Raw genomic sequence first — 13,629 nt, 5'->3', positions numbered from 1 at the left:
GGCGCGAGCGGCGGGATTGGCCCGCGCGGCAGTAGCGTGGCGAATATGCCCGACGAACCAGCAAACCCCAGCACCGCCCCGCCCGACCCCGGGTACGACAGCGCGGGCGTCCCCACCTTCGAATCGGTGCGTGAGAAAATCGAAGGCCACTACGCGACGTCGCTGGGCGACGCGGAACTCGACGCCGAATCCCCGGAGGGCCGCTCCGTCGCCGAGCAATACGACGAGCGCCAACGCGCCGCGGCCGAACGGCTGGCGCAGATCCGTGAGTCGATGCGCACGGATGAGGGTTAGAACAGTTGGCTTAACGCCGGGGGGACATCGATGAACCAAGCGCGGCCCGATTCCCGGGTCGGTAGCCGATTCGGGCATTACCAGTTGCGCCGGCTGCTGGGCCGCGGCGCAATGGGCGAGGTCTACGAGGCCTACGACACCATCAAAGATCGCGTGGTGGCGCTCAAGCTGGTATCCGAGCAAGTCAGCTCCGACGACGTCTTTCGGCGGCGCATGCAACGCGAAGCCCAGACCGCGGGCCGGCTACAGGAACCGCACATTGTGCCCATTCACGATTATGGCGAAATCGACGGTCAACTGTTCATCGATATGCGCTTCATCGACGGCAAAGACGTTGGCGCGGTGCTGAACCGCACTGGGCCGCTGCCGCCCCCGCGCGCGGTCGCAATCGCCGAGCAGGTCGCTTCCGCATTGGATGCCGCCCACCGCGCCGGGGTCATCCATCGCGACATCAAACCCGAAAACATCTTGCTCACCGAGGGTGACTTCGCCTACCTGGTCGACTTCGGCATCGCCGCGGCCGCTACCGACCAGCGCATTACCAAAACCGGTGCCGCTGTGGGCAGTTGGAACTACATGGCACCTGAACGATTCGGTAAGGACGACGTCACCTACCGCGTCGACATCTATGCTCTGGCCGCCCTTCTGTACGAATGCCTTACGGGGACAACGCCTTTTCAGACCGATAGCCTCAGCAGTCTGATGGCCGCACACCTGATGGAGCCGGCCCCAAGGCCCAGCCGACGAAATCCGGCCATCCCGGCGGCATTCGACGACGTCATCGCGCGCGGCATGGCCAAAGACCCCAACGATCGCTACATCACCGCGGGCGATCTCGCTCAGGCCGCCCTGCGCGCGCTGAGCACTCCCGATCAGCACCGGGCGACCGACTTGATCCAGCACAGCCAGCACTTCGCCCCGCCGCCGCGTGTCGGGCAGTTCTGGGGCCAGCCCGCACCGGCGCCGTCACCGGGCTGGGCCCTCAGCCAGCCCATCGCGCCGTACCCGCCGCCCAAACGCCGACTGGGCCTGATCTTCGGCGCGCTTGTGGTGGTCGTAGCGGCCGTCGCGGGCACCGGGATCTCGTTGGCGGCGCGCAAATCCGGCACTGCCCAGTCCGATCGTCCCGTCACCAGCACCACCGCGGCCCCGGCTCCGGCTCCGAGCACGACCATCGTGACCGGTAGCACCGCCGCCCCGACAGTGGTTCCGGCACAATTGGATTCGCTTCTGGTTCCGGTGGAGCAAATCAATACCATCGTCGCCACCACCGGCATCGTCGTCGACCACAGCAAATCCGAGATGGTAAATCTCGACCCGGGCGACACGTTGTCGGACGACAAGTGCCTTGCGGCGCTGATCGGCTTTCAAGCCCCGACATACAACGGCAGCGGCTACACCGGGGTGCTCGCCCAGCTGCTGAAGAAGCCGCAGAGCAATCCCGCCTACGTCGTGGCTCAGGGCGCGGTTGTTTTCGCGTCCGCCGCCCAAGCCCAGGGATTTGTGTCGGCCCAGGCGCCTCAATGGCGGGACTGCGCCGGAAGAACCGTCACTCAGGTCAGCAATAAAACCACATTCGAATGGACCTTCGGGCAGCTCAGCGGCAATCCGCCCAATATCGCCCTGCAGCACACGCTGGCCAACAGCCCATTGGTGTGCCAGCACGTGCTGTCCGCCGTATCCAACGTGGTCTTCGACGTGAACGTCTGCGCACCCGGAACCATCAACCAGGCCAGGCAGATCGCCAACATGATGGCGGCCCGGCTGCCCCGCTAAGCACCGATCAAGCGCTGACTTTGCGCCGCCGGCGCGGTCGCGACGGGGTACTGACCGCCGCGGTGCTGCGCCCGACGACCTCGGCGAGAAACTTCCCGGTGTAGCTTTCGGGCACCGCGGCGACATCCTCCGGGGTGCCTTGTGCGACAACGGTTCCGCCTTCGGCACCGCCCTCCGGACCCATGTCGACGATCCAGTCGGCCGTTTTGATCACGTCCAGGTTGTGCTCGATCACGATGACCGTATTGCCTTTGTCGACAAGTCCGTTGATGACGCTGAGCAGCTTGCGGATATCGTCGAAATGCAACCCCGTGGTGGGCTCGTCGAGGATGTAGATGGTGCGCCCGGTCGATCGCTTCTGCAATTCGGACGCCAGCTTGACGCGCTGCGCCTCTCCCCCGGACAGCGTCGGCGCGGGCTGGCCCAGCCGGACGTAGCCGAGGCCGACGTCGACCAGCGTGCGCAGGTAGCGGTGGATGCCGCTGATCGGTTCGAAGAACTCCGCCGCTTCCTCGATCGACATGTCCAGCACTTCGGAAATCGTCTTGCCCTTGTAGTGCACCTCGAGGGTCTCCCTGTTGTACCGGGCGCCCTGGCATACCTCGCACGGCACGTACACGTCGGGCAAGAAGTTCATCTCGATCTTGATCGTGCCGTCACCGGTGCACGCCTCGCAGCGACCGCCCTTGACGTTGAACGAGAACCGACCCGGTTGGTAGCCACGGACTTTCGCCTCGGTAGTGGCGGCGAACAAGGTGCGGATCTTATCGAACACCCCGGTGTAGGTGGCCGGGTTGGAGCGCGGCGTGCGGCCGATCGGCGATTGGTCCACCCGCACCAGCTTGTCCAGATGGTCCAGGCCGGTGACCCGGGTGTGCCGGCCCGGCACCTGCCGAGCGCCGTTGAGCCGGTTGGCCAGTACGGCCGCCAGGATGTCGTTCACCAAAGTCGATTTGCCCGAACCGGACACACCGGTTACCGAGGTCAGCACACCGAGTGGAAACGACACGTCGATGTCGCGCAGGTTGTGCTCACGGGCGCCGACGACGGTGAGCTGACGCTTCCGGTCGACGGAACGCCGATGCGTAGGCGTGGCAATGCTTTCCCGGCCCGACAAGTAAGCCCCGGTGATCGACTTCCGGTTGCGCAGCAGCTCCTGATAGGTCCCGCTGTGCACGATCTCGCCGCCGTGCTCACCGGCGCCCGGCCCGATGTCGACAACCCAGTCCGCGTGCGCGATGGTGTCCTCGTCATGCTCGACGACAATCAGCGTGTTACCCAATCCCCTTAGCCGGGTGAGGGTTTCAATGAGACGGCGGTTGTCGCGCTGGTGCAGCCCGATCGACGGTTCATCGAGGACGTAGAGCACGCCCACCAGGCCGGAGCCGATCTGAGTGGCCAGCCGAATGCGTTGCGCCTCACCGCCGGACAGCGTGGCGGCCGCCCGGGACAGCGACAGGTACTCCAACCCCACATCGAGCAAAAAGCCGAGCCGCGACTGGATTTCCTTGAGCACCTGCCCGGCGATCGCCCGCTCGCGCGCGCCCAGGGTAAGCGCGTTGAGGAAATCAGCACAGTCCGAGATGGACAGCTCACAGACCTCGGCGATGGACTTCGCGCCCCGGTTCCCCGCGGCCAGCGTCACCGCCAGGATCTCGGGCCGCAGGCGCGTCCCCTCACACACCGGGCAGGGCACGTCACGCATGAAGCCTTCGTAGCGTTCCTTCATCTGCTCGGACTCGGTCTGTTCCATCTTGCGCTGCAGGAATGCCAGCACGCCTTCGAAATCGGCGTAGTACGAGCGGGTTCGGCCATACCGGTTGCGGTAGCGCACATGCACCTGATGATCGGAGCCCTCGAGGATCGCCTTGCGGGCCTTGGCCGGGAGCTTGCGCCATGGCGTATCGACGTCGAATCCCAGCTCCTCGCCGAGCCCGGCCATCATCCGGGTGAAGTACTCCGCGGTGTGCCCCGCCGACCACGGCGCCACCGCGCCCTCGGCGAGGGTGCGCTCGGGGTCGGGCACCACCAGATCCGGGTCAACCTCTTTGCAGATTCCCAAGCCCACGCATTCGGGGCAGGCGCCGTAGGGCGAGTTGAACGAGAACGAGCGCGGTTCCAGGTCGTCGACCGCCAACGGGTGTCCGTTGGGGCAGGCCAGCTTCTCGGAGAACCGCTGCTCGCGGGGGTGGTCATGCTCGTCGCGATCGTCGGGAAATTCCAGCACCACAATGCCGTCGGCCAGGTTCAGCGCGGTTTCCACCGAGTCGGTAAGCCGTTGCTTGGCGGCGACCTTGACGGTGAGGCGGTCGACCACCACCTCGATGTCGTGCTTCTCCTGCTTCTTCAGCTTCGGCGGGTCGGCCAGCGGGTGCACCACACCGTCGACCCGCACCCGGCTGTAGCCCTGCGCATTGAGCTTGTCGAACAGGTCGGCGAATTCGCCTTTGCGGGTGCGCACCACCGGCGCGAGCACCAGAAATCGAATGCCCTCTTCCATCGCCAGCACCTGATCGACGATTTGCTGCGGGGTCTGACGGGCGATCCGTTCGCCACAAACCGGGCAGTGCGGCGTGCCCGCGCGCGCGTACAACAACCGCAGGTAGTCGTAAACCTCGGTGATCGTGCCGACCGTCGACCGCGGGTTGCGGTTCGTCGACTTCTGGTCGATGGATACCGCCGGCGACAGACCCTCGATGAAATCGACGTCCGGCTTGTCCATCTGGCCCAGGAACTGGCGCGCGTACGCCGACAACGACTCCACGTAGCGGCGCTGCCCCTCGGCGAAGATGGTGTCGAAGGCCAGCGACGACTTGCCCGATCCCGACAGCCCGGTGAAGACGATCAACGAGTCGCGCGGCAGGTCGAGATCGACACCGCGCAGGTTGTGCTCACGGGCACCCTTGACGATCAGGCGGTCAGCCACGCTGCCCCTCTCATTGAAACTTTGCTTGCCTAGCGGCGGCTACTGCGCACGGCGCATTCCATGCTAGGTGCCCCCACCGACAAGACACCCATCCCTGCCCGGCGACCAGTAACGTGGCCGCTATGGCAGCCCCGGACAAGCTCAGCGACAACTACACCGGACACGTCGACCCAGGTAACGCCGCCCGACGCACCCTGCCCGGGGTGACGATCGTCAAGGCGTCCGTGGGCCCGATGGACAACAACGCCTACCTGGTGACATGTTCGGAGACCGGGCAGACACTTTTGATCGATGCGGCCAACGACGCCGAGGTGCTGATCGACCTGGTCCAACGGTACGCGCCAAACTTGACGCTGATCGTGACAAGCCATCAGCACTTCGACCACTGGCAGGCGCTGGAAGCCGTAGCCGCCGCCACGGGTGCGCCAACCGCGTCCCACGAGATCGACGCCGAGCCGCTGCCCGTCAAACCAGATCGCTTGCTGGCCAACGGAGACACCGTACAAATCGGCAAGCTGACTTTCGACGTCATCCACCTGCGCGGGCACACCCCCGGATCGATCGCGCTGGCCCTCAATGGACCGGCGACGGGTGGCGTCACGCAACTGTTCACCGGCGACTGCCTGTTCCCCGGCGGGGTGGGCAAGACATGGCAACCGGGTGACTTCACCCAGCTGATCAATGACGTCAGCAGCCGGGTGTTCGAGGTGTACGAGGATTCCACCGTCATCTATCCCGGCCACGGCGACGACACCATGCTGGGCACCGAACGCCCGCATCTGGACGAATGGCGCGAGCGAGGCTACTAGCGGCCAGCTGCTGCTCATGTCAATTACTTTGCAGCAGAACATGATCCGAACTCCACGACACCGTCGGCGAAGGTCGCTTTAACCCTGGCGCGGCGATCGAGTGGGTGCCTATCGCATCGCATTCGAACCTGGCCGGCCAACACGGCGAGGCCGGCTGCCGAAATCCCGATTGAGCTGCGCCGAAACACCCTCCGCCGCGCGCGTTGGTCGGTAGCATGCGAGCAAACATTCGCACTCACGCCCGCCGCGCAGGCAGTCGTGGCCAATTAACTGATTGGCAAACGAAAATGGATTATGCAGCGCTACCACCGGAGATCAATTCCGGCCGGATGTACGCGGGGGCGGGGTCCGTGCCGATGTGGCTGGCGGCGGCGGCCTGGGACGGGCTGGGCGCGGAGCTGACTTCGGCGGCCGCCGCGTACCGATCGGTGGTGTCCGGGCTGACGGTTGAAGCCTGGATGGGTCCGGCGTCCATGTCGATGCGGGCCGCGGCAATTGTCTTCGCGTCGTGGATGAGCACCACCGCCGAGCAGGTAAAGCAGGCCGCCCGGCAGGCCAGGGCGGCGGCGACAGCTTACGAGGCGGCGTTTGCCGCGACGGTGCCGCCGGCGCTGATCGCCGAAAACCGTGCGCTGCTTGCGTCGTTGGTGGCGAGCAACATCTTCGGCCAGAACACCCCCGCCATCTCGGCCACCGAGACACAGTACGGCGAGATGTGGGCGCAAGACGCGACGACGATGTACACCTATGCCGGCGGGTCGGCGGCCGCATCGAGGTTGACGGCATTCACCGATCCGCCGCAGACCACCGATCCGTCCGGGGTCAGCGCCCAGGAGGCCGCGGTCAGCCAGGCCAGCACGTCCGCAGCGGCCAGCCCCAAAGCCCTGAACCAGGTGCTCCAGACGGTGCCCAATGTGCTGCAGACGCTCGCGGGAGACGCGGGCAATCCCACCCTGTCGGAAATCTTCAACATCACGGCCAGCGGTACCTACGTCGCCAGTGGGGTGTTGTTCATCCTCGGGCCCTTGTTCGCCGGCCCGGTCAATGCGGTGCTACCTGCCACAGTCCTGGGTACTGCGGCCCCGGCACTGGGCGCGGCGGGTGCGGCGGCCGGCCTGCTGAGCGACACGACGCCGGTCGCATCAAGCCTGGGCGCCGCCGCCGGAACGTCGGGCAGCACCGGAGTGTTGGCGGGGCTGGGCCGAGCGCTGCCGGTCGGTGGGCTGTCGGTGCCGCCCGCGTGGGCTTCAGCGGCACCGGTGCTCGCCAGCGCGGCCCGGGCACTGCCGGAAGCCGCCCTGGCCGGGTTGCCCGAAGCCGCGATCGACGGCATTGGGCCCGGCGCCGGCGCGTTCCTGCCGGGCAGCCTGATGGCCGCGGCAGCGGGGGGCGGCGGTGCGGCCGGCGGTGGTTTCGCGGCCACGCGTGCCGGAGCAGCGTCCCAACGCGGCGCGACCCCGCCACCCGATCGCGGGACACCCGCCCAATACGGCCCACCTCCTGCGTTGATTCCGCAGGTGGCGCGCGCGGCCGCCCCGCACGAGGGGATGCACAGTCAGGCGATGCGGACGAATCCGCGTGCGTCGGCCGGCGACGGCGTGGTGACCGAGAATCTCCGCGAGGAACTCAACGATCTGCGCAAACAGATCTCCGACTTGGCACTGGAGCGCGACGTGCTGATGCGGTCCCTGGCGCTGTGGGCCAGGGGAACTACGGAGTAGCGGAAAACCCGTCCGTCAGGTCGTGGTGTGCACGATCAACACGTCGACCTTGGCCCGACGTGACACGTTGGCCGGCACCGAGCCCAACAAGCGGCCCGCGATCGTGCTCAGGCCGACGTTGCCGACGACCAGCAGGTCGGCTTTCACGTCTTCGGCAAGGCTGACCAGGGCGTCAACGGGCGCGCCCTCGATCGGGCGCTCCTCGACGTTCGTCGCGCCAGCCTTGTGCGCACGCTCCTTTGCGTCCTGCAAGATCGCGTAAATCGGAGCCGTTCCCGACACCTTGTAGCTTTCTTCCTTCAGGACGTCTGCGGCCCGGCCATCCTGATGCTGGGGCAGGTACGCCGACGCGACGATCAGCTTGGCGTCGGGCCCGGCGATGGTGGCCGCCCGTTCGACGGCACGCAACGATGAGTCCGAGCCGTCAGTGCCGACCACCACAGTCCGATAAGCGGACATTAACCCTCCCAGTGTCGTTTGCCAGGCCAACCAAGACAGTAGCGCGTTGTCCGATCTAGATGGGTCAGATTAACCACACCGCCACGGCGTGGCGCAACCCTTCATTTATGTCGCCACGCTGCGGGAACGGACGCCTTTGAAGATAATGAGGCAATGGACCGCCTCCGGCCAAGGCCCGAAGGGCTTGCGTGGCGGCCCTTTCCACGGACGACACACGCGGCGATCGAGGGCTTCGAGCCGAGCTTGGCCCGTTGCGCACGGTCTGCCCGACTGCTGATGACCAGGTCGATCGGGTGCGCCTTACAGTGACAGGCACTATGACTGCGCCCACCGTCGAGCAGGGCTCCCCGGATGTCATCAACGAATCCGGGCCGGCCCGCGTGCGTGGCAGGTTGCTCGACCCATGGGTGATCGCCGTCCTGGCAGCCGTGATCAGCGGCGCCTGGGCATGCCGGCCTTCGCTGTGGTTCGACGAGGGGGCGACGATTTCGGCCGCGGCGAGCCGGACTCTGCCCGAACTGTGGCGGCTGCTGGGCCACATCGACGCCGTGCACGGCCTGTACTACCTACTGATGCACGGCTGGTTCGCCGTCTTTCCGCCGACCGAGTTCTGGTCGCGGGTTCCCAGCGCGCTCGCGGTCGGGGCCGCTGCCGCCGGTGTCGTGGTGTTTACCAGGCAATTCGCGCCGGGACGTGGCATCGCGGTGTGTGCGGGTGTCGTCTTCTCGATCCTGCCGCGCACCACGTGGGCGGGTATCGAGGCCCGCTCGTATGCCTTGTCGGTGGCCGCGGCCATCTGGCTGACGGTGTTGTTCGTCAACGCGGTGCGGCGCAATCGGCGCCGGCTGTGGGTGGGCTACGCCGCGGCGCTGATGGTGTCGATTCTGCTGAGCCTCAACTTGATCCTGCTGGTTCTGGTCTACGCGGTGATGCTGCCCCTGCTCACGACCAAGGGATCCCGGAAATCACCGGTCATCTGGTGGGCGGCCAGCACGGCGATCGCGCTCGGCGCCATGACGCCGTTCATCGTGTTCGCGCATGGTCAGGCGTTCCAGGTGAACTGGCTTTTCCCGGTCAGCTGGCACTACGCCTTCGACATCATCCAGCGGCAGTATTTCGACCACAGCGTTCCGTTCGCGGTGCTCAGCGCGGTCGTCATGCTGGCCGCGATCGTCGCCCGTCTGGTCGGCGCGCCGCCACCGGCGGGCGATATGCGCCGCATGCTGATGATCTGCATCGGGTGGATCGTGCTGCCCACCGCCGCCGTGGTGCTCTATTCGGCGATCGGCGAGCCGATGTACTTTCCCCGCTACCTGATTCTGACGACCCCCGCGATGGCCGTTCTGTTGGCGATCTGCATCGGCACCGTCGCGCGACGTGCATGGCTGATCGCCGCTCTGGTAACGCTTTTCGCCGCGGCCGCGGTCCCCGACTACCTCTTCGTGCAGCGCTGGCCCTACGCCAAGGAGGGCTGGGACTACAGCCAGGTGGCCGACCTGATCAGTTCGCACGCGGCTGCGGGCGACTGCTTGCTGGCCGATAACACGGTGCCGTGGCGGCCCGGCCCGATCCGTGCCGTGCTGGCCACCCGACCGGCGGCGTTTCGATCGCTGATCGACGTCGAACGCGGGGTGTACGGCCCGAAGGTCGGTTCACTGTGGGACGGTCACGTCGCGGTGTGGCTGACGACGGCCAAAATCAACAGGTGTACCACGCTGTGGACTATCACCAACTACGACAAATCGTTCCCCGATCACCAAGTCGGGCAGTCGTTGTCGCCCGGCACGTTCGGCCGCGCCCCCGCGTACCGATTCCCGAGCTATCTCGGCTTCCACATAGTCGAGCGTTGGCAATTCCACTATTCGCAGGTCGTCAAATCGACGCGCTGACAAGGCCTCCGCCGATCTCGGCGAAGATGCTCGCAAGCATGTTGCGCTAATGCGGTGCGCGACGATCGCGCCGGCTGGCCTTTGTGGACGCGGCGACGGCCGTCGCCGCCAGCACCGCAATGAGCGCGTACAACCAGCGAGCCGCCACCAAATCCCCGCCCGCGGCGTTGTTGACCACCACGCCGGCCAGCCCGGCACCGAAAGCCGCGGAGATCAATTGAACGGTGTTGATCGCCGCGGCCGCCACGCTCCCCTCTGACGGGTCGTCGACCGAGTCCATGGCGCGCATCGACAGATGCGGCCAGGTCATCCCGATGCCGATTCCGGCGACCAGGAACCCGGCCGCCCACAACAGGACGATCCCGATCGGAGCGTCAGCGCGTTGCGTCGCCGCGGCAAGAGCCAGCCCCAATGCCATCACCAACGGTGCCGCCGCGATCACCCGACCGACAACGCGAGGGTCGCTCAGCGATGCGCTGGCGACCTCGGCGATCGTCCAACCGAGTGCCAACGCGGCACCCAAAAATCCCGCCGCGACCGGCGTCAGATGCGCCAACCGCTGACCGAACAACGGCACGTACGTGTCGGCCATCACGGCGGCCATCTGCACCGCCATCGTCAGATAGATCCATTTCAACGGCCCGCGGCCAAATACGCTGGGCGGCAACACCCCTGCCTGCGTTCGCCAGTCGAGGAACACGAATGCGCAAACCAGCAACGCGCCGGCAACCAGGAGCCCCACCGTCGCGAAGACGTTGTGCGGCAACTCCGCGACGCTGACCGCCAGGGCAGCGGCGCCCATCAGTAACAGCGACCGCCCCGGCACCCTGTGAATCGGAGCCGCCCTCGCGTCGCCGGAGGCGACGTCGCCGTCGGTGAGAGCCATTGGCACCAACACGGCCATCAGTACGGTGAGGATGGCCATCGCGCCAAATGCCCACCGCCACAAACCAAACTGCGCAAATAGGCCGCCTAGAGCGGGCCCGACCAAGGTCGCGACTCCCCACATCGCCGACACCAGCGCCGAGCCGCGGGTCCACAGCGAGCGCGGGAGGGCGGTATTGATCAGCGCGTAGCCCAAGCCGGCCAACAGACCGCCGGCCACCCCTTGCAGGGCACGCCCACCTACCAAAACTTCCATGTTCGGCGCCAGTGCGCACACGACGCTCGCGATGCCGAAGACGGCCAGCCCCCACAGGAATGCGGAGCGCGCACCTATGCGCAGCCGCAAAGCGTTCACCGTGGCCGCGGCGACCACCGACCCGACCAGATACAGAGTGGTCACCCACGCATACAGGCGGCTGCCTCCGATTTCGGCGACCGTGCTTGGCAGCAGGCTGGTGGTCAGAAACTCGTTGGTGGCGTATAGCAGAACACCACCGGCCAGGATGGTAGACGTGCCCAGGTAGCTGCCCAACAGTTCGCGCCAACTGCCGGTGTCGCTCCCCGTCTCCGTCACCCTTACACCGTAAGAGGTGCCGCGAGCGTCATTTCAGACCGGCAGCGTCCATTCCGCGGAGTTCCTTTTTGAGATCGGCGATCTCGTCGCGGAACCGCGCGGCCAGTTCGAATTGCAAGTCACGGGCCGCGGCCATCATCTGCGCGGTGAGGTCTTTGATCAGGTCGGCCAGTTCGGCGCGCGGCATGCTGGCGGTGTCGCGGCCCTCGATGATGCCGGCGCTGACGGCGCGTCCGGGCTCCCCCTGCGCACGCCGGCCGCGCGACGCGTTGCGTCCCGATCCGCCGATCTCCACGGTTTCGGAATCGTCCGCCTCGCGATAGACCTGGTCGAGGATGTCGGCGATCTTCTTGCGCAGCGGCTGCGGGTCGATGCCGTTCGCCTCGTTGTAGGCGACCTGCTTTTCGCGCCGCCGTTCGGTCTCATCGATGGCCTCGGTCATCGAGTCGGTCATCTTGTCGGCGTACATGTGCACTTCGCCGGAGACGTTGCGGGCGGCGCGGCCGATGGTCTGGATGAGACTGCGCGACGATCGCAGGAAGCCTTCCTTGTCGGCGTCAAGAATCGACACCAGCGACACCTCGGGCAGGTCGAGGCCCTCGCGCAGCAGGTTGATGCCGACCAGGACGTCGTAGTCGCCCAGGCGCAGCTGGCGCAGCAGTTCCACCCGGCGCAGCGTGTCGACCTCGGAGTGCAGGTAGCGCACCCTGATGCCCATCTCCAACAGGTAGTCGGTGAGGTCCTCGGCCATCTTCTTGGTCAGGGTCGTCACCAGCACCCGCTCGTCGGCTTCGGCCCGTTTGCGGATCTCCGCGATCAGGTCGTCGATCTGCCCCTTGGTCGGCTTGACCACGACCTTCGGGTCCACCAGCCCGGTAGGGCGGATCACCTGCTCGACGAACTCTCCGGCGGCCTGGCTGAGCTCGTACGGGCCGGGGGTGGCCGACAGGTACACCGTCTGCCCGATCCGGTCGGCGAACTCCTCCCAGGTCAGCGGGCGGTTGTCGCACGCCGACGGCAACCGGAACCCGAAATCGACGAGGTTGCGCTTGCGCGACATGTCGCCCTCGTACATGCCGCCGATCTGCGGCACGGTCACGTGTGACTCATCGATGACCAGCAGAAAGTCCTCGGGGAAGTAGTCCAGCAGCGTCGCCGGAGGCGAGCCGGGTCCCCGGCCGTCGATGTGCCGCGAATAATTCTCGATGCCCGAACAGAAACCGACCTGCCGCATCATCTCGATGTCGTAATTGGTGCGCATCCGCAGTCGCTGGGCTTCCAGCAGCTTGCCCTGACCCTCGAATTCGGCGAGCCGCTCGGCGAGCTCTTCCTCGATGGTCGAGATCGCCTGCGCCATCCGCTCGGGGCCGGCCACGTAGTGGGTGGCCGGGAAGATTCGCAGCGAGTCAACCTGACGAACCACCTCACCGGTCAGTGGGTGCAGGTAGTACAGCGCCTCTATCTCGTCACCGAAGAACTCGATACGCACCGCGAGCTCTTCGTATGACGGAATGATCTCCACGGTGTCGCCGCGCACCCGAAATGAGCCGCGCGTGAAGGACAGATCGTTGCGGGTGTACTGCACGTCGACCAGCAACCGCAGCAACCCGTCGCGCGGCACTTCGGCGCCGACGCGCAGCTCGACCGAGCGGTCCAGGTAAGACTGCGGCGTGCCGAGGCCGTAGATGCACGACACCGAGGCCACCACCACCACGTCGCGACGAGACAGCAGAGACGACGTCGCGGAGTGCCGCAGCCGCTCCACATCGTCGTTGATCGAGCTGTCCTTTTCGATGTAGGTGTCGGTCTGCGCGATGTACGCCTCTGGCTGGTAATAGTCGTAGTACGAGACGAAGTATTCGACTGCGTTGTGCGGCAACATCTCTCGTAGTTCATTAGCCAGCTGAGCGGCCAACGTTTTGTTGGGCGCCATCACCAATGTGGGCCGCTGCAGGCGCTCGATCAGCCAGGCGGTGGTGGCCGACTTTCCGGTGCCGGTCGCCCCGAGCAGCACCACATCGCGCTCGCCCGCCATGATCCGTCGTTCCAGCTCGTTGATGGCGGCCGGCTGGTCACCGGCCGGATCATGCGGGCTGACCACCTCGAAGTCGCCACCGGCGCGCACAGCCTCCTCGACCGCGCGGTATTCGGAATGCGCGACTACTGGATGTTCGGTGGCGAAAGCCATGCCACCAGGGTAGAGGCGCGCACCGACAAGTGTCCCGATGCCGGTCTGCCAATCGCGCGCTCAACCACAGCTGCCACACCAGAACCGCGGGGGAACCACCACTCGATC

General features: G+C 66.2%; 9 protein-coding genes. 5 read left to right on the top strand and 4 right to left on the bottom strand.

Going from position 1 to position 13,629, the window contains the following annotated elements:
- Positions 1-45: 45 nt before the first annotated feature.
- A complete protein-coding gene (locus H7K34_RS18585) occupies positions 46-294 on the top strand; it encodes a hypothetical protein (protein WP_264063441.1) in 249 nt (82 codons plus the stop codon).
- 30 nt (positions 295-324) lie between these two features.
- Positions 325-2,070: a serine/threonine-protein kinase PknH/PknJ gene (locus H7K34_RS18580; RefSeq protein ID WP_264063440.1), complete on the top strand. Its 1,746-nt coding sequence runs from the start codon at positions 325-327 to the stop codon at positions 2,068-2,070.
- A 7-nt stretch (positions 2,071-2,077) separates the two neighbouring features.
- On the opposite strand, the gene uvrA is transcribed toward H7K34_RS18580, so the two are convergent.
- Complete coding sequence (gene uvrA, locus H7K34_RS18575; protein ID WP_264063439.1) at positions 2,078-4,996, bottom strand: excinuclease ABC subunit UvrA; 2,919 nt, start codon at positions 4,994-4,996, stop codon at positions 2,078-2,080.
- 122 nt (positions 4,997-5,118) lie between these two features.
- On the opposite strand from uvrA, the gene H7K34_RS18570 reads away from it, so the two are divergent.
- Positions 5,119-5,805: an MBL fold metallo-hydrolase gene (locus H7K34_RS18570; RefSeq protein WP_264063438.1), complete on the top strand. Its 687-nt coding sequence runs from the start codon at positions 5,119-5,121 to the stop codon at positions 5,803-5,805.
- A 287-nt stretch (positions 5,806-6,092) separates the two neighbouring features.
- Positions 6,093-7,526, top strand: coding sequence for a PPE family protein (locus H7K34_RS18565; protein WP_264063437.1), 1,434 nt, complete (start codon positions 6,093-6,095; stop codon positions 7,524-7,526).
- A gap of 15 nt (positions 7,527-7,541) precedes the next feature.
- On the opposite strand, the gene H7K34_RS18560 is transcribed toward H7K34_RS18565, so the two are convergent.
- Entirely contained in the window at positions 7,542-7,985 is a 444-nt protein-coding gene (locus H7K34_RS18560) for a universal stress protein (protein ID WP_264063436.1), read from the bottom strand.
- 317 nt (positions 7,986-8,302) lie between these two features.
- On the opposite strand from H7K34_RS18560, the gene H7K34_RS18555 reads away from it, so the two are divergent.
- The gene (locus tag H7K34_RS18555) at positions 8,303-9,874 is read left to right on the top strand and encodes a mannosyltransferase (RefSeq protein WP_264063435.1); all 1,572 of its coding nucleotides are present in this window, start codon (positions 8,303-8,305) and stop codon (positions 9,872-9,874) included.
- Positions 9,875-9,920: 46 nt separating this feature from the next.
- Here the strand turns inward: H7K34_RS18555 and H7K34_RS18550 are convergent, their stop codons facing one another.
- Together H7K34_RS18550 and uvrB are read right to left on the bottom strand one after the other, a co-directional pair.
- A complete protein-coding gene (locus H7K34_RS18550; protein ID WP_264063434.1) occupies positions 9,921-11,333 on the bottom strand; it encodes an MFS transporter in 1,413 nt (470 codons plus the stop codon).
- 28 nt (positions 11,334-11,361) lie between these two features.
- Positions 11,362-13,521, bottom strand: a complete 2,160-nt coding sequence (uvrB, locus tag H7K34_RS18545) for an excinuclease ABC subunit UvrB (RefSeq protein WP_264063433.1) — start codon at positions 13,519-13,521, stop codon at positions 11,362-11,364.
- Positions 13,522-13,629 lie beyond the last annotated feature (108 nt).

Source organism: Mycobacterium montefiorense, assembly GCF_025823255.1.
GTDB lineage: Bacteria > Actinomycetota > Actinomycetes > Mycobacteriales > Mycobacteriaceae > Mycobacterium > Mycobacterium montefiorense.
The sequence above is the reverse complement of the archived record's forward strand: the minus strand, read 5'-3'. Positions and strand labels throughout refer to the sequence as shown.